Origin of the sequence: Stenotrophomonas sp. VV52, from assembly GCF_002893095.1 — a bacterium.
In the GTDB taxonomy this organism is placed as follows: domain Bacteria; phylum Pseudomonadota; class Gammaproteobacteria; order Xanthomonadales; family Xanthomonadaceae; genus Stenotrophomonas; species Stenotrophomonas aracearum.
Genome location: NZ_PKQQ01000002.1, coordinates 226,547 through 242,532 on the forward strand (window position 1 = coordinate 226,547; position 15,986 = coordinate 242,532).

13 protein-coding genes are annotated in these 15,986 nt (G+C 69.6%); 10 read left to right on the plus strand and 3 right to left on the minus strand.

Annotation, left to right across the window (positions count from 1 at the left end; translation table 11 throughout):
* Positions 1-5: 5 nt before the first annotated feature.
* The 7 genes from C2U58_RS07045 to tkt all read left to right on the plus strand — a co-directional run bounded on the left by C2U58_RS07045 (position 6) and on the right by tkt (position 9,275).
* Positions 6-932, plus strand: coding sequence for a DUF58 domain-containing protein (locus C2U58_RS07045; RefSeq protein ID WP_102945181.1), 927 nt, complete (start codon positions 6-8; stop codon positions 930-932).
* On the plus strand, positions 929-1,390 hold the full coding sequence (locus C2U58_RS07050; protein ID WP_102945182.1) for a DUF4381 domain-containing protein: 462 nt from the start codon (positions 929-931) through the stop codon (positions 1,388-1,390). The genes C2U58_RS07045 and C2U58_RS07050 overlap by 4 nt, the downstream gene beginning before the upstream one ends.
* Complete coding sequence (locus C2U58_RS07055; protein WP_102945183.1) at positions 1,387-2,394, plus strand: VWA domain-containing protein; 1,008 nt, start codon at positions 1,387-1,389, stop codon at positions 2,392-2,394. The genes C2U58_RS07050 and C2U58_RS07055 overlap by 4 nt, the downstream gene beginning before the upstream one ends.
* Positions 2,391-4,112 carry a VWA domain-containing protein gene (locus C2U58_RS07060; protein ID WP_102945455.1) on the plus strand — a complete coding sequence of 574 codons (1,722 nt, stop codon included), beginning with the start codon at positions 2,391-2,393 and terminating at the stop codon, positions 4,110-4,112. Before C2U58_RS07055 ends, C2U58_RS07060 begins: the two co-directional genes overlap by 4 nt.
* A complete protein-coding gene (locus C2U58_RS07065; RefSeq protein WP_102945184.1) occupies positions 4,109-5,803 on the plus strand; it encodes a BatD family protein in 1,695 nt (564 codons plus the stop codon). The genes C2U58_RS07060 and C2U58_RS07065 overlap by 4 nt, the downstream gene beginning before the upstream one ends.
* Before the next feature lie 61 nt (positions 5,804-5,864).
* Entirely contained in the window at positions 5,865-7,187 is a 1,323-nt protein-coding gene (locus C2U58_RS07070; protein ID WP_102945185.1) for a dicarboxylate/amino acid:cation symporter, read from the plus strand.
* A gap of 78 nt (positions 7,188-7,265) precedes the next feature.
* The gene (gene tkt, locus C2U58_RS07075) at positions 7,266-9,275 is read left to right on the plus strand and encodes a transketolase (protein ID WP_102945186.1); all 2,010 of its coding nucleotides are present in this window, start codon (positions 7,266-7,268) and stop codon (positions 9,273-9,275) included.
* Positions 9,276-10,070: 795 nt separating this feature from the next.
* Here the strand turns inward: tkt and C2U58_RS07080 are convergent.
* Complete coding sequence (locus C2U58_RS07080; protein ID WP_102945187.1) at positions 10,071-12,023, minus strand: acetyl-CoA hydrolase/transferase C-terminal domain-containing protein; 1,953 nt, start codon at positions 12,021-12,023, stop codon at positions 10,071-10,073.
* 125 nt (positions 12,024-12,148) lie between these two features.
* On the opposite strand from C2U58_RS07080, the gene C2U58_RS07085 reads away from it, so the two are divergent.
* From C2U58_RS07085 to C2U58_RS07095, 3 genes are read left to right on the plus strand one after another with little or no spacing between them, the layout of a single operon-like run.
* Complete coding sequence (locus C2U58_RS07085) at positions 12,149-12,514, plus strand: BlaI/MecI/CopY family transcriptional regulator (protein WP_102945188.1); 366 nt, start codon at positions 12,149-12,151, stop codon at positions 12,512-12,514.
* Positions 12,507-13,751: a TonB family protein gene (locus C2U58_RS07090; protein ID WP_102945189.1), complete on the plus strand. Its 1,245-nt coding sequence runs from the start codon at positions 12,507-12,509 to the stop codon at positions 13,749-13,751. The genes C2U58_RS07085 and C2U58_RS07090 overlap by 8 nt, the downstream gene beginning before the upstream one ends.
* On the plus strand, positions 13,748-14,302 hold the full coding sequence (locus tag C2U58_RS07095; RefSeq protein WP_102945190.1) for a hypothetical protein: 555 nt from the start codon (positions 13,748-13,750) through the stop codon (positions 14,300-14,302). Before C2U58_RS07090 ends, C2U58_RS07095 begins: the two co-directional genes overlap by 4 nt.
* A gap of 9 nt (positions 14,303-14,311) precedes the next feature.
* Here the strand turns inward: C2U58_RS07095 and C2U58_RS07100 are convergent, their stop codons facing one another.
* On the minus strand, positions 14,312-15,118 hold the full coding sequence (locus tag C2U58_RS07100) for an MBL fold metallo-hydrolase (RefSeq protein ID WP_102945191.1): 807 nt from the start codon (positions 15,116-15,118) through the stop codon (positions 14,312-14,314).
* Positions 15,119-15,128: 10 nt separating this feature from the next.
* Positions 15,129-15,944, minus strand: coding sequence for a S1/P1 nuclease (locus tag C2U58_RS07105; protein WP_102945192.1), 816 nt, complete (start codon positions 15,942-15,944; stop codon positions 15,129-15,131).
* Positions 15,945-15,986: the final 42 nt, after the last annotated feature.

Below are 15,986 nucleotides of genomic sequence, written 5' to 3' on the forward strand. Positions count from 1 at the left end.
CCGGCATGCACGGTCCCGACGACACTTCGGCCACGGCGCTGGCAGGCGATGGCGTGCAGCCGAGCCTGGCCGAGCTGGTGGCGCTGCGCGGCAGCGCGCACCGGCTCGCACCGGCGCGGCGCGGACGCCTGGCCCATGCCGGCCAGGCGCCGTCGCCGATGCGCGGGCGTGGCATGGAGTACGCCGAGTCTCGCGAGTACGTGCCCGGCGACGATGCGCGGCACATCGACTGGCGGGTAACCGCGCGCACCGGCCGTGCCCACACCAAGCTGTTCCAGGCCGAACGCGAACGCCTGACCCTGCTGGTGGCCGACACCGACCCGGTGCTGTACTTCGGCACCCGCGTGCGCTTCAAGTCCGTGCAGGCCGCCCGCGTCGGCGCGGTCGCGGCATGGCTGGCGCAGCGCCAGGGCGACCGCCTCAGCGCCCTGCGCGGCAGCCGCAGTGAAGCGCTGATCGCACCTGCCGGTGGCACCCGTGGCGTGCTGCGCGTGCTCGACGCGTTGACCCGCTGGTATGCGGCGCCGCCCGCCGATGACGCCGGCCTGGACAGCGCCCTCCAGCAGGCCGCACGGGTGCTTCGACCCGGCGCCCGGGTGGTGGTGCTGGCCGATCCTGCGCGCGCGGCCGCCATCGACATTCCGCGCTGGACCGCACTGGCCATGCACCACGAAGTACAGCTGATGCTGCTGGCCGACCCGCTGGAACTGGCACCGCCCGACGCCGTGCTGCCGTTCCTGTCGCAGGGACGCCCGGTGGTGCTCGACCTGCACGACAGCGCCGTGCGCGCGCACTGGCATGCCCGTTTCGTGGAACCGCTGGAAGCGCTGCAGCGCAGCCTCGGCGCGCGCCGCATCCAGGTGCACGTGGTGAGCACCGACGACGCCAGCGACTGCTGGCTGGGCCGGCTGCCGTCGGCGGTGGTGGCATGAGCACGGCCACCTCGCTGCCGCTGCGCGACGTGCACCTGCCCCCGTACCCGTCGTGGTGGCCGCTGCCGCTGGGCTGGTGGCTGGTGCTGGGCGTGCTCGCCCTCGTCGTGCTCGCGCTGTGGGCCTGGCGCGCACTGCGTCGTCGTCGCGAGCGGCGTTGGCTGCAGCTGTTCGACACGACCGTCGAGGACGCCGCGCCGGGCACAGCCCAGGTGGCGGCCATCGCCGAACTGCTGCGCCGCGCCGCGCGCCGTCGGCAGGCCGGTGCCGAGCTGCTGCAGGGCCAGGCCTGGCTGGAATTCCTCGATGCCCCCGGCAGCCGCGCATTCTCCGACGGCGACGGCCGCCTGCTGCTCGACGGCGCCTACCGTCCCACGCTCGCCCCTGACGAGGTGGACAGGCTGCGCAGCCTGGCGCGGGCGCGTTTCCTGACCCTGGCCAGCGGGCGCAAACGATGATGTCGCAGGACCTGGTATCGCTGTTGCCGTGGCTGGACGACCTGGCCTGGCCATGGGCGTTGCTGGCGCTGCCGTTGCCGTGGTTGATGCGCTGGTGGCCGCGTCGCGCGGTGGCCGGGCCCGCGCTGCGCGTGCCGTATGCCGCGGGCGCGCTGGCCGACCTCGGCCAGGCCCACGGCGTCGCCGCCTGGCGCATCGGTCGGCTGCTGCTGTGGCTGGCCTGGGCCTGCCTGTGCATGGCGCTGGCCCGGCCGCAGCAGCTGGGCGAACCGATCGCACCGCCGCAGCAGGGCCGGCAGATGATGCTCGCGGTGGACGTCTCCGGCAGCATGAGCGAGCCGGACATGACCCTGGGCAACCAGATCGTGCCGCGCCTGTCCGCCGCCAAGGCGGTGCTGGCCGACTTCCTGGACCGCCGCGCCGGCGACCGGGTCGGCCTGCTGATCTTCGGCGAACGCGCCTACACGCTGACCCCGATCACCGCCGACCTGACCACCGTGCGCAACCAGCTCACCGACAGCGAGGTCGGCCTGGCCGGCCGCGATACCGCGATCGGCGACGCGATCGCGCTGGCGGTCAAGCGACTGCGCGAGCAGCCCGAAGGCCAGCGCGTACTGATCCTGCTCACCGACGGGGTGAGCAATGCCGGGGTGCTGCCACCGCTGCGCGCGGCCGAGCTGGCCAAGGCCGAAGGGGTGCGGGTGTACCCGGTGGCGTTCGGTGGCGACGGCGGCATGAGCCTGTTCGGCGTGCAGATCGCGGCAGGGGAGGATCCGGTCGACGAAGCCACCCTGCGCCGCATTGCCGAGCTCACCGGCGGGCGCGCCTTCCGTGCACGCAACACCGACGAACTGGCCGGCATCTATGCCGAGCTGGACCGGCTGGAACCCATCACCGCCGCCGGTGCCGCGGTGCGCCCGCGCATCGAGCGTTACGGGTGGCCGCTGGCGCTGGCGATGCTGCTGGGCGCACTGGCCTGGCTGCTGCCAAGGCGCTGGGCATGAACCTGATGAATGTACCGCTGCACCTGGCACGCCCCGAGGCACTGTGGGCGCTGGCCGCGTTGCCGCTGATCGCGCTGCTCTGGTCCTGGCGCCGGCGTCGCAGCAGCGTATGGCGACACAACGTTGACGCGCACCTGCTGCCGCACCTGCTGGTCGCCGGCGGCCGCCGCGCATGGGGCGGCCTGCTGCTGTTGCTGCTCGGTTGGACGCTGGCCGTATTGGCGCTGGCCGGCCCGGGCTGGCGGCAGTTGCCGCAGCCGTTGTGGCAGGCGCCGGCCCCTCTGGTCGTGGCCCTGGACCTGTCCTCGCGGGTTACCGCGACCGACCTGCCGCCGTCGCGCCTGCTGCAGGCGCGCGCCAAGCTGGCCACCCTGCTGCGCGAGCGCAGTGGCGGCGAGCTGGCCCTGCTTGCCTATGCCGACGACGCGTACACGGTGGCGCCGTTGACCGGCGACCGCGCCAATGTGGCCCTGTACCTCGACGCCCTCGCGCCGGACGTGATGCCGCGCGATGGCCAGCGCGCCGACCGTGCCATCGAAGCCGCCGTGCTGTTGCTGCAGCAGTCGGGCGCCAAGGGCGGCGACATCCTGCTGCTGACCGACCGCGCCGACGACGCGGCACGTGCCGCCGCCGCGTCTGCACGCGCGCAGGGCTTCCAGGTCTCGGTGCTGGGGCTGGGCACGCCGTCCGGCGCCGCCTACCGCAGCAGCGACGGGCAGATCGAACGCGCCCAGCTGGAGCCGGGCAGCCTGCGTGCAGTGGCCGACGCCGGCGGCGGCCGCTACGCCGCCGTGGCCAACGACGAGGGCGACCTGCGCGCGCTGGGCGTGCTTACTCCGCGCAACAGCGCCGGCGAAGGCCAGAGCCGGCAGGGCGAGGGCATGGCCTGGCGCGATGAAGGCTTCTGGCTGCTGCCACCGTTGATGTTGCTGTCGCTGTGGGCCTTCCGACGTCGTGGCCTTGCCGCCGTAGCGCTGCTGTGCGTGCTGCTGCCGCTGGCCGCGCCGGCGCCCGTGCACGCGGCCGAACGCTCGCTGTGGCAGCGCGACGACCAGCGCGACCAGCAGCGGATTGCCGCTGGCGTGGACGCCTATCGTCGCGGCGACTTTGCGTCTGCCCAGCAGCAGTTCGACGGCATCGAGGGTCCCGAAGCGCACTACAACCTGGGCAACGCGCTGGCACGCCAGGGCCAGTACGACGCCGCCATCGCCGCCTACGACGATGCGCTGCGCCAGCGTCCGGGCATGCCCGATGCGGTGGCCAACCGTGCCGCCGTGGACGCCGCGCGCAAGCGCAAGCCGCCGCAGGGTGGGAACCAGCAGCACAACCAGCAGCAGAACCAGAAGAACCAACAGAACAAGAGCCAGCAGACCCCGCAGCAGCAGAAGCAGGACCCGGGCAAGCAGGGCGACCAGGGCCAGCCGCAGACCGGGCAGGGCAACGCACAGCAGAAAAACGAGCCCGGCAAGCCGGACCCGGCCGAGCAGGCGCGCGCCGACGCCGCGCAGCGCCAGCGCATGGACGAGGCGATGCAACGCCAGCAGGGCAAGGCCGACCAGACCCCGGCGCAGCGCGCACAGGCCAATGAAACGCCGCAGCAGCGCGAGCAGCGCCAGGCCGTGGAGGCCTGGATGCGGCGGGTGCCGGATGACCCGGGCAGCCTGCTGCGGGCCAAGTTCCAACTGGAAAACGAACGCAGGAAACGGGAAGGACCATGAACCCAGCAACCTCCACGCGGCTCGGGTGGCGCGCCTGCGTCTGGCTGCTGCTGTGCGTGAGCGGCGTGGCCAGCGCGCAGACCCGGGCCTGGCTGGACCGCGATGCGATCAGCGACACCGAAACGGTCACCCTCAACATCGAGTCCGATGGCGGCGCGCCCGATTACACGCCGCTGCAGGCCGATTTCGAACTCAGTGGCCAGACCAGCAGCCGCCAGGTGCAATGGAGCAATGGCGCGATGCAGTCGCGCTCGCTGTACGGCGTGGCGCTCACGCCGCGCCGAAGTGGTGTGCTGACCATTCCGTCGTTGCGGGTAGGCAACGTGCTGACCGCGCCGATACCGCTGACGGTGTCGGCCAGCAGCGGCGCATCGGCCGCGGTGCCGGGCAATGCCAAGGCCTTCGTCGAAACCGAAGTGGACGACGCCAACCCCTACGTGCAGCAGAGCGTGGGCGTGGTGGTGCGTCTGTATTACGCCTCGCAGCTGCTGTCGGGCGAGCTGGGGTTCGACGCGCCGGAAGGCGCATCGCTGCAGCGGGTGGGCGAAGACCGTAGCCTGGTCCGCGAGGTCAACGGCCGTCGCTACAACGTGGTGGAGCGACGCTACCTGCTGATTCCCGAGCGCAGCGGCCCGCTGGTGCTGAAGGGCGCGCGCTTCGAAGGGCGAAGCGCCGGCGGCTTCTTCGACGACCTGTTCAGGGGCGACGGCCGGCTGCGCGCCAACGCGCCCGACCGCACCCTGCAGGTCCGTGCGCAACCGGACGCGGCGCCGCAGCCGTGGTTGCCCCTGCACGACCTGCGCCTGCGCTACACCGCCGCGCCTACCCATGGGCGCGCCGGCGAGGCGGTCACCGTGGTGGTCGAAGCGGTCGCCGAGGGCGCCACCCGCGCGCAGTTCCCGGAACTGCCGCCGCTGGACGTGGGCCCTGCCGCGCAGGTGTTCGCCGAGCCGCCGCAGTACGACGAGACCTTCAACGGCGGCACCCCGCGCCTGACCCTGACCCGGCGCTACTCGGTGGTGCCGCGCCAGCCCGGCACCCTGGCCATTCCCGGCCCGCGCATGGGCTGGTGGGACGTGCGCGCCGGGCAGGCACGCACCGCCACGCTGCCCGACCTGCGCGTGACCGTGGCCGAAGGCGCGCCGGGCACCGCGCCGGCGCCGGTGGCGCTGGACACCACCTCGGCGCTGCCCGGCGCCACGGCGCCCACGGGCGACAGCGTGTCCCTGGGCGGCAACGCCCCGGGTGGTCCGCCGTGGGGCTGGATCGCTGCAGCCGTGGGCTTCGCCGCGCTGTGGCTGCTGACCCTGGCGTGGGCATGGCGCCGCCGCCGCGCGCCTGCGGCAGTGGGCGGCGGTCCGCTCGCCGAGGCCGCACCGACCGCCGGCCGGCCCTCGCGCGCCGAGCTGCGCCGCGCGCTGGATCAGGACGGGCTGGATGACATCGTCGCGCTGCTGGCGGCGATGGGCGGGATCCGGGGTGGCCTGGAGGCGGTGCTGGCGCAGCTGGCCGACCCGGCCCAGTGCCAGGCCCTGCAGGACCTGCAGGCTGCGCGCTGGAGCGCCGATGGTGGCGATGCGGGCCAGGCCCGGCAGGCGCTGCGCCGTGCCTTCCATGACGGACCGCACTGGCAGCCGGCGCCGGCCGCGTCGAATACTCCGTTGCCGCCGCTGTACCCGCCGTCCGGCTGAAGCGGGCGGGATGGCCGGCTTTGCTAAGCTCTTTTACTTATCTTCAAGGAATGCCGCTCCGATGACCGACGCCGCAACACCCCGGCAGAAGCTGCCACTGCACTGGAAAATGGGTATCGGCTTCGGGCTTGGCCTGGTGCTTGGGCTGATCGTGCACGCCATTGGCGGCGGCATTCCGTGGCTGCCCGACGCTGCGCGCGCGGTCATGACCTACGTGACCACGCCGCTGTCGGGCCTGTTCCTCAACCTGATCTTCATGCTGATCGTGCCGCTGATCTTCTCGGCGCTGGTGATGGGCGTGTCGGAAATGGGCGACATCCGTTCGCTCGGCCGGATCGGCTGGAAGACCCTGGCCTACACCGTGCTGCTCTCGGGCGTGGCGGTCGGCCTGGGCCTGGTGCTGGTCAACCTGCTCAAGCCGGGCGTGGGCGTGGACCCGGCCATGGCCCAGCAGCTGCTGCATGAAAACGTCGAGCGCAGCCGCGAGATCGTGGCCAACATCGGCGAGCAGCCCAAGGGCATGGACATGCTGCTGTCGATCGTGCCGAGCAACGTGCTGGCGGCGGCGTCGAGCAATGGCGCGATCCTGTCGCTGATGTTCTTCGCGCTGATGTTCGGCATCGGCATGGTGCTGTCCCCGGACGAAAAGACCGCGCCGCTGCGCAAGGTGATCGAAGGCGTGTTCGAGGTCTCGATGACCCTGATCAACCTGGTGATCCGCCTGGCGCCGTACGCGGTGGCGTGCTTCATGTTCAACCTGGCGGCGATCTTCGGCTTCGACCTGCTGATCCGCCTGGGCGCGTACGTGGGCGTGGTGGTGCTGGCGCTGGGCCTGCACATGGTGGTGAGCTACGGCGTGGCGGTGTGGCTGTCGGGCCGTTCGCCGATCGCGTTCTTCCGCGACACCCAGGAAGCAACGGTGATGGCGTTCTCCACCGCCTCCAGCAATGCCACGCTGCCGACCGCGCTGCGCGTGGCTGACCAGATGGGCCTGCCGCAGAAGGTCTCGCGCTTCGTGCTGACCGTGGGCGCCACCGCCAACCAGAACGGCACCGCGTTGTTCGAAGGCGTGACGGTGATCTTCCTGGCCCAGTTCTTCGGCGTGGACCTGAGCATCACCCAGCAGTTGATGGTGATGGTGGTCTGCATCCTGGGTGGCATCGGTACGGCCGGCGTGCCGTCCGGTTCGCTGCCGGTGGTGGCGATGATCTGCGCCATGGTCGGCGTGGATCCGATGGGCATCGGCCTGATCCTGGGCGTGAACCACTTCCTGGACATGTGCCGCACCGCGCTGAACGTCACCGGCGACCTGGCCCTGACCACGCTGGTGGCCAAGGGCGAAACTGAAGAAAGCCCGGTGCCGGGGACGTCTTCACACGCCTGACCCGCCTGACCCGGCGGGTGGACTATGGGACAATGGGCGGCCCGCAGCTTCGCGGCCGCCTCCCGACCCCTCTGAATCATGACGCAGCCCACCCGCCGCCAGTTGGCCAACGCCATCCGCTTCCTTGCCGCTGATGCGGTCGAAACCGCCAAGTCCGGTCACCCCGGCATGCCGATGGGCATGGCGGACATCGCGGAAGTCCTCTGGAACGACTATCTCCGTCACAACCCGAACAACCCGAAGTGGTTCAACCGCGACCGCTTCGTGCTGTCCAACGGCCACGGCTCGATGCTGCAGTACGCGCTGCTGCACCTGAGCGGCTACGACCTGCCGATCGAGCAGCTCAAGCAGTTCCGCCAGCTCGGCAGCAAGACCGCCGGCCACCCGGAACACCACGAAACCCCCGGGGTGGAAACCACCACCGGTCCGCTCGGCCAGGGCCTGGCCAATGCGGTCGGTTTCGCGCTGGCAGAAAAGCTGCTGGCGCAGCGCTACAACCGTCCGGAACACGAGATCGTGGACCACCGCACCTGGGTGTTCCTGGGCGACGGCTGCCTGATGGAAGGCGTGTCGCATGAAGCGGCGTCGCTGGCCGGCACGTGGGGCCTGGACAAGCTGGTCTGCTTCTGGGACGACAACCACATCTCGATCGACGGCAACACCGAAGGCTGGTTCACCGACAACACCCCCGAGCGTTTCGAGGCCTATGGCTGGAACGTGGTGCGCGGCGTCGATGGCCACGACCCGGACAGCATCAAGGCGGCGATCGAAAGCGCGCTGTCGCAGTCGGACAAGCCGACCCTGATCTGCTGCCGCACCACCATTGGTTTCGGTTCGCCGGGCAAGGCGGGCAAGGAATCGAGCCACGGCGCGCCGCTGGGCAAGGACGAGCTGGAAGCGACCCGCAAGCAGCTGGGCTGGAACTACGGTCCGTTCGAGATCCCGGAAGAGATCTACGCGGGCTGGCGTGCGGGCAGCACCGGCACGCTGCGCCAGGCGGAGTGGGAGCAGCAGTTCGACAAGTACGCGGCGCAGTTCCCGGCCGAAGCCGAAGAGCTGACCCGTCGTTCGAACGGTGAGCTGCCGGCCGATTTCGTGGCCAAGGCAGACGCGTACATCTCGCAGGTGCAGGCTGAAGGCCAGACCATTGCGTCGCGCAAGGCGTCGCAGCTGGCCATCGAGGCGTTCGCGCCGCTGCTGCCGGAACTGGTCGGCGGTTCGGCCGATCTGGCGCACTCGAACCTGACGCTGTGGAAGGCGAGCAAGTCGGTCGCGACGGATGATCCGAACGCGAACTACGTGTATTACGGGGTGCGCGAGTTCGGCATGACGGCCATTGCCAACGGCCTGGCGCTGCACGGCGGTTTCATTCCGTTCGATGCGACCTTCCTGGTGTTCAGCGATTACGCGCGCAACGGCGTGCGCATGAGCGCGCTGATCCCGGCGCATGCGATCCACGTGTACACGCACGATTCGATCGGCCTGGGCGAAGACGGTCCGACCCACCAGCCGGTGGAGCACCTGGCGTCGCTGCGTTACATCCCGAACAACGATGTGTGGCGTCCGTGCGATGCGGTGGAGTCGGCAGTGAGCTGGAAGGCGGCGATCACCCGCCAGGACGGCCCGAGCTGCCTGGTGTTCAGCCGTCAGAACCTGCCGCACCAGCAGCGCAGCACCGAGCAGGTGGCGCAGATCGCGCGCGGCGGTTACGTGCTGGCCGACGCGGAAGGCGGCGTGCCGGACGTGATCCTGATCGGCACCGGTTCGGAAGTGGGCCTGGCGATGACGGCCAAGGCGGAACTCGACGCAGCCGGGATCAAGACCCGGGTGGTCTCGATGCCGTCTACCGACGTGTTCGAGCGCCAGGACGGGGGCTACCGCGAGTCGGTGCTGCCGAACGCGATCCGCAACCGCGTGGCGGTGGAAGCCGGCGTCACCGGCTTCTGGCGCCAGTACGTGGGCCTGGACGGCGCCGTGGTAGGGATCGACACCTTCGGCGCCTCGGCCCCGGCCGACGCGCTGTACAAGCACTTCGGCATCACCGCCGAGCACGTGGTGGCGGCGGCCAAGGCCCAGCTGGCGAACTAAACGTTCGTTACTGACGCGAAAAGCAACGGCGCTTCCCGAAACGGAAGCGCCGTTTTTTTTTTGGTATGCGCGGTAGTGCCGGCCGCCGGCCGGCTCCCCCGATTGCATGCGATCCGTAGAGCTGGGCTCTGCCCAGCTGCTGTTGGATTCGGGCGAACAGCCGTGGGTTGCGAGGTTTCCCTGGTCAGGGCCGTCGGGTGCGGGTTTGTGGGGGACGCTGCAAGTACGTCCATGTAAGCTCATCGCCGCATCCATGCGGCTCGTGCCCCCTCAAACCCACCCCCGCCGACCCTCCGACAGTGCCTCGGAGGCCACAGGAAAAGCCGGTGTGCCGACCGATGGTCGACACGAATGCGTGCTTTGATGGTTTACGGGGGACACGCACGGCGTGTCACTACGAGGCGGGGCACGCTCCGGTAGGGTTGGTTCCCAAACAACCGCCGTGAAATCGCCCGCGTCCGGTAACGCATGGAAATCGAACGAAACCCCCATGTCGGCCGAAGGCCGACATCGGCGTTTCCCGTGGCCATCGGCCAACTGTCAAAGGGTCGCCCGGGGTCGGTTTGCGGGGGACTCGGCGCCATGGATAGCGTCCGCGTAGCCTACACGGACGTACTTGCGGCGACCCCGCAAACCGGCACCGGGCGGCCCAAGCCAGGGAAACGGTGCACACTGCAGCTGTTCGCCTGAATCCAACAGCAGCTGGGCAGAGCCCAGCTCTACGAGATTGCATGCAATCCGTGGAGCCGGCCGGCGGCCGGCACTACCCGTGCACGCTTCAATGGGTCGCACGCTTTACGCCGTACGCGCCAACCCCAACCGCACCAACCGTGCTTCCAGCTTCTCGCCAATGCTGGAGGGCGCATCCAACCCCATCCGCTGCAGGTACACCACGTCGCCATCGCCAGCCGGCTGGGTCAGCGCTGCCAGTACCGTGCGCAATTTTGCACTCCGTGTCTGTGTGTTCTGCTTCAACCACCCCAACGCCTTCACCAGGTGCTGCTCCACCTCGGTGAAATCGCTGCCCAGTGGGTAGTCGGGCAGGGCGCCCGACTGCCGGAACGGCGCCAGCGCCGCGCTTACGGCGGCCTGTGTATTGCGGCGCGCCCAATGCTCCGGCGCGACAAAATCACCGGCCAGCTTCTTCGACGCCTTCGCCGTCTGCAGCAACCCCGCCTGGAAACCCGCATCCGTAATCGACGCCATCCCGATCACGCAATCCTCGTCGGTCAGGTTGCGCAGATCCGCGATGCCGTACTCGTTGATGTAGAGGTCGCGCAGGTGGCGCGGAATCGTCGTGTGCCCATAGTTCCATCGCACATTCGACTGCAGCCCGCCCTTGTCCTCGCGCACCGCCCGGAACATCAGCGCACTGCGCGCCTCCGGCAGTGCATGCGCCATCGCCACGAAGTTGTACTGCCCGCCCACGCCCGACACCACCCGCCCGTCTTCCAGCGCGTCCGACACCGCCGCACCCAGCGCCGTTGCCATCATGCAGGAATTGAAGAAGCGCGCATGCCGTCGTTGCAGCCGTTCCAGCGCCTCGTTGCCGCCGTACAGCTGGTTGATCTCGCTGATCCGGCGCATCCCGATCGCCCGCGACTCTTCCTCCGGCAGCTCGCGCAACCACTCGTAGAACTCCGGCGAACCCAGGTAGAACGCCCCATGCAGGTACTCGCCTTCCGCCTCCAGCGTCGCGTGGTCGATGGTCAGCGTGCTGCCGCTTTCGATCCGCTCCATCAGCGCCAGGTCATCGTGCACCTTGCGCCGGATCACCCCTGTCTGCACCAGCCGCCGGAAGCCCTCGTTGAGCATCTCGCTGCAGCCATACAACCCCACCTCGAACGGATCCAGCCCACCGCATTCCAGCACCGTCGGATTGCTCGCCAGCGTAGGATCCAGCGCATGCAGGATCTGCCGGTAGCGCGCATTGTCGGTATGGCGCAGCACCAGCGCATGGCTGATCGCATCGGCCAGCGTCCCGATCCCGATCTGCAGCGTGCCACCGTCGCGGACCAGCGCGCTCGCATACAGCCCGATCGCATAGTCCGCATCGCTTACCGGCTGGCGCGGCAGCCCGAACAGCGCCGGGTAGGGCGCCGGCGGCGTGATCACCAGATCGAAGAACGACACATCCACCGTCGCCGTGCCGCCCAGGTACGGCAGCTGCGGATCGATCTCCGCGATCAACAGCGGACGCGGCAACCCGCGCGCCAGCATCGCCTCGATCGTGTCCTGCGTGATGTCGTTGTTGCACGACAGCGACAGCCGCCGGTCGTCCGGACGCATCGCCACCTTCTGCACGATCGCATGCGGCGCGCGCTGCGCCACCGCGTCCGCCGCATGCGTGTAGTTCAAGCTCGTATAGCCGCGCTGCGCCTGCGACGAATTCAGCAGCGCCCCCGACTGCATGTAGAACTCCTCCACCTGCACATGCGCCGGCAGGCGGTCGCGCAGCATCGCGTCCGCATACGCCAAACGCGGGAAATCCTCGCCGAAGTGGCGCGCCGCGAACGGCCCCATGAAGCGCGCCTCCAAGCCGTTGCCGCCCGGCTTGGGCGGGTTCAACGACAGCGCCGTGTAGATCTGCAGCGGCCGCGACGGATCGTTCTCCACCCGCGCATACAGCGCGTTGAGCAGCCGGTGCGGCTTGCCCAGTGCCAGCGGCGCACCGATGCGCAGCGGCCCCTCCACGCGCTGCAGCAACCAGTCGGTGGCGGCGTCCAGGTCGGTGAGGTGCTCGGTCATGCGGTGCGTTCCTGCAAAGGCTTTCGGGCATTACAGCATTTCCGGTTTGAACGGCTCTCGACATGGGGGCTTGACACCGGGTTGGATTACGCGCGTAATCGGTCCGTCGATTACGGATGTAAATGATGAGCCAGATCAGCGAAGCCGAAGCCGTTGTCATGGAAGTGCTCTGGAGCCGGCACCCGCTGGGCGCCGACGACGTGGTTGCCGCCCTGGCCGATCGCGACTGGGCCGAGCCCACCATCAAGACCCTGCTCAACCGCCTGCTCACCAAGGGCGCCATCAGCGCCAGCCGGGACGGGCGGCGCTATCTCTACTCGCCGGTGCTGCAGCGCCAGGCCTGGGTGGCCGAACAGAGCAGCGGCCTGCTCGACAAACTGTTCGCCGGCCGGGTCGCCCCGCTGGTGGCGCATTTCAGCCAGCGCGGCGAACTCAGCGCGCAGGACATCGCCGAGCTCAAGAAGCTGATCCAGGAGCTCGACCATGACTGAAATGCTGCATGGACTGCTCCAGGCCAGCGCCTGGGCCACGCTGGCGGTGCTGTTGCTCGGCGCGGTGCGGCCACTGCTGCAGCGACTCGGCGGCGCCGCGCTGGTGTATCGCAGCTGGTGGCTGCTGCCGCTGGTGCTGATCGCGCCGTTGCTGCCTTCGCCCGCCCCCGCGTTCACCGACAGCGCGCCGCTGCTCGCACTGGGAACGGTACTGCACGTGGCCGTGGTGCCCACCGATGCGGTGCTGTGGCCGACCCTGTTGATCGCGCTCTGGGCCGCCGGCGCGGCATGGGTAGCGCTTGCGCAATGGCGCGGTCAGCGCCGGTTCGAACGCGCCCTCGGCACGCTGCAACCGCGCGCCGACGGCAGCTGGCAAGCCAGCGCCGACCCGGGCCTGCCGGCGCTGGTCGGCCTGCTCGACCCGCGCGTGGTGGTCGGCCCCGATTTCGACCAGCGCTTCGCGCCCGTCGAGCGCGACCTGATCCTGCAGCACGAACACCAGCACCGCCGGCATGGCGATCACTGGGCCAACGCCGCAGTGGCCCTGCTGCGCTGCCTGTTCTGGTTCCATCCGTTGTTGCCGTGGGCGACGCGCCGCTTCCTGTTCGACCAGGAGCTGGCCTGCGACGCGCGCACGGTCGACCCGCATCCGGCCCTGCGCCGGCTTTACGCCAACGCCCTGCTCAAGGCGCAGTTGGTCCACCCGGTTGCGCCCATGGCCTGCCACTGGCGCAGCCAACCGATGTTGAAGGAGCGGATAGGCATGTTGAAGGAACACAAGGGAAATGTAGTGCCGCGGTGGTCGGGCCAGCTGCTGGTGCTGGGACTGTGCGTGGGCATCAGCACGATGGCGTGGGCCAGCCAGCGCGCAGCCGACACGCAGACGCGCATCACCGCAGAACCTGCCGCCGGGACGGACGGTTCGAGCTCGCCAGACGCGGCCACCGTCGGCGCCCAGGCGAAACTGATGTCGCCGCCGGCCTACCCGAAGAGCGCCTTCGAGCAGAATATTTCCGGCAAGGTCGTGCTGCGCGTGAACGTGGATGCCGAAGGGCGTACCTCCGGCGTGAGCGTCATCAGCTCCACCCCGGCCGGGGTGTTCGACGCCGTCTCGATCGCCGCTGCCCAGAAGTGGACGTTCGAACCTGCGCGCAAGGATGGCAAGCCGGTGGCATCTGCGCTGCAGATCCCGCTGACCTTCGCGCTGGACCAACCCGAGCCGGCGCCCGCGCCGTGAGGGCGTCCTACGGCGCCCTGCTCCTGCTGCTCGCCGGCTGCGCCAGCCAGCCGGCCGCGACCCGGGTGGAAACCCGTGCCGAGAATGTCGGCTACCAGCGCCTGAAGATGGACGCGGCCGGCGGCGCCGGTGCCGTGCAGGCGTACACGCTGCAGCCCAGCGAGGGTTATCGCATGCCGCAGCTGTACGCCGGACCGGACCCGGTGGTGGGCGACCGCGACCCGCGGCGGGAACTGGCACCGACCACGGTGTGCCTGCAGGTCGTGGTGGATGCCGAGGGCAGGGTGGAGCGTAGCGCGCCGGTGGCCGAACGCAGCGACTGTGCGGCGGGCAACGCGGTGGAGAACCAGGTGTTGGTGGCTGCCGCGCAGGAAGCGGTGGCGGCGTGGCGATACCTGCCTGCGGGGGTATGTCATTTCGCCGTGGGTACCACCCCGCGCGATCCGGGCGACTGCAGCGATGCCGAACGCATCGAGCCGGTGGCCGTCAGCCTGTTCTACGCCTTCACCTTCGAGATCGTGAAAGGCGAGCACGTCGTGCATCGGCGGTAAACCGGGCCATCAAGGTTCCGCGCCGCCCTGCAGGTTGGCCTTCACCGAGGGATGCATCAGTTTGGGTTCGGCCAACGTTGCATCCCTCGCCTGTCGGGTCGCAACGAATTCCGCTTCGCTCATCCCATCGCGCAGGTGGATGTTGCGGGCGCGCTGTTCGCCGATGGTGGTCTCGTTGGCCACCGCGCGACCACCCGGGCCGTAGTCGTGGCAGATGAACACCCGGGTGGCCTCGGGCAGCGCCAGCAGGCGCTGGATGGAGCGGTACAGCAGCGCCGCATCGCCGCCCGGGAAATCGCAGCGGGCAGTGCCGCCGTCGGGCATGAACAGCGAATCGCCGGTGAACAGCGCATCGCCGATGCGATAGGCCACGCTGTCGCTGGTATGCCCGGGAACGGCGATGACCTCTGCCGCAACATCTCCCAACGCAAATGTTTCGCCGTCGGCGAACAGACGGTCGAACTGCGACCCGTCGGTGGGCACGTCCAGCGCATAGCGCGGCGCGAACGTACGCTGCACGTCCACGATCCCCGCGCCCATCGCCAGTGCCGCCTGCGGCCACTGCTGCTTCAGCCAGCGCCCGGCGCTGACATGGTCGGCGTGGGCGTGGGTCTCCAGCAGCCAGCGAACGTCCAGTGCCTGTTCGCGCACGTGCGCCAGCAGCGGCTGCAGCGGCCCGGCACCCAGCGCATCGGTGTCCGGGTCGTAATCCAGCACCGGGTCGATCACCGCCGCCTGCCGCGTTGCCGGGTCATGCACCACGTAGCTGAAGGTGTGGCTGTCGGGGTGGAAGAAACTGGCAACGTGCAGCGTCATGGCGGTGGCCTCAGGGTTTACCCAGCGTGTCGTTGAGCAGCACCGCCAGGCGTTCGCCGGCCAGGCGCAGCTCACGTTCGGCGACCGGCAGGTAGGTCGCGGCGTAGTCCGGGTCCAGCGTACGCTTGGTCGGGTAAACACCCGGTGCAATCGCGATCCGGCAGCTGGCTTCCGCCCACTGCACCGCGTCGGTGTCGATCGCCGAACGCTTGCCGAATTTCGGCTTGGGCAATGCGGCCAGCCGCTTCGTCCAGGCGTCGTCATCGAGCTTCATCGTGTTCAGCAGGCCGCTGTCCCACAGCGAATGCAGGTTGGTACCGCGCCCGTTGAACTGGACCTGGAAATCATTTCCACCCTTGTCGTGGCCGTAGCCGGCATGCATCGGCTGGTGGATGTCGCCGACGAAATGGACCACGAACTTCAGCGCCTGCGCGCGTTCGGCATCCGGGCGGCTGCGGTCGCCGAGTATGGCGGTCTGCGTCTTCAGTGCTTCCACCACGCAGTTGCCGTTGCGGCAGTTGCGCTCGACCTCGTACTGGCAATCGTCCTCGCCGATGTTCACGTAGTGCCAGCCGGCCGAGCGCTTGCCCAGCCCCGGGTCCTTGGCGCGCAGTTCATCGGCCCACGGCGCGATCGCTGCCAGGGTCGGGGTGGGTTCGTTGGCCAGCAGGCGGGCCACTTCGGCGCGGGTCTGCGCGGTCAGCCGCGGTTCGGCGACACGGGCCACCAGTCGGTGGCCCTGTGCGCCCCAGGCCAGGGCATCGGTGGAAACCAGGGTGAGCGTGAGCAGCAACGCGGAAGAGGAGAGCAGGGAGGCGATTTTCATCCGCCCATTCTAACGACCCACCCGAGGCGGAGCATTTGCCGG

Coding starts and splice junctions, on each gene's coding strand:
- C2U58_RS07045 (WP_102945181.1), top strand. CDS start 6: ATGCACGGTCCCGACGACACTTCGGCCACGGCGCTGGCAGGCGATGGC.
- C2U58_RS07050 (WP_102945182.1), top strand. CDS start 929: ATGAGCACGGCCACCTCGCTGCCGCTGCGCGACGTGCACCTGCCCCCG.
- C2U58_RS07055 (WP_102945183.1), top strand. CDS start 1,387: ATGATGTCGCAGGACCTGGTATCGCTGTTGCCGTGGCTGGACGACCTG.
- C2U58_RS07060 (WP_102945455.1), top strand. CDS start 2,391: ATGAACCTGATGAATGTACCGCTGCACCTGGCACGCCCCGAGGCACTG.
- C2U58_RS07065 (WP_102945184.1), top strand. CDS start 4,109: ATGAACCCAGCAACCTCCACGCGGCTCGGGTGGCGCGCCTGCGTCTGG.
- C2U58_RS07070 (WP_102945185.1), top strand. CDS start 5,865: ATGACCGACGCCGCAACACCCCGGCAGAAGCTGCCACTGCACTGGAAA.
- tkt (WP_102945186.1), top strand. CDS start 7,266: ATGACGCAGCCCACCCGCCGCCAGTTGGCCAACGCCATCCGCTTCCTT.
- C2U58_RS07080 (WP_102945187.1), bottom strand. CDS start 12,023: ATGACCGAGCACCTCACCGACCTGGACGCCGCCACCGACTGGTTGCTG.
- C2U58_RS07085 (WP_102945188.1), top strand. CDS start 12,149: ATGAGCCAGATCAGCGAAGCCGAAGCCGTTGTCATGGAAGTGCTCTGG.
- C2U58_RS07090 (WP_102945189.1), top strand. CDS start 12,507: ATGACTGAAATGCTGCATGGACTGCTCCAGGCCAGCGCCTGGGCCACG.
- C2U58_RS07100 (WP_102945191.1), bottom strand. CDS start 15,118: ATGACGCTGCACGTTGCCAGTTTCTTCCACCCCGACAGCCACACCTTC.
- C2U58_RS07105 (WP_102945192.1), bottom strand. CDS start 15,944: ATGAAAATCGCCTCCCTGCTCTCCTCTTCCGCGTTGCTGCTCACGCTC.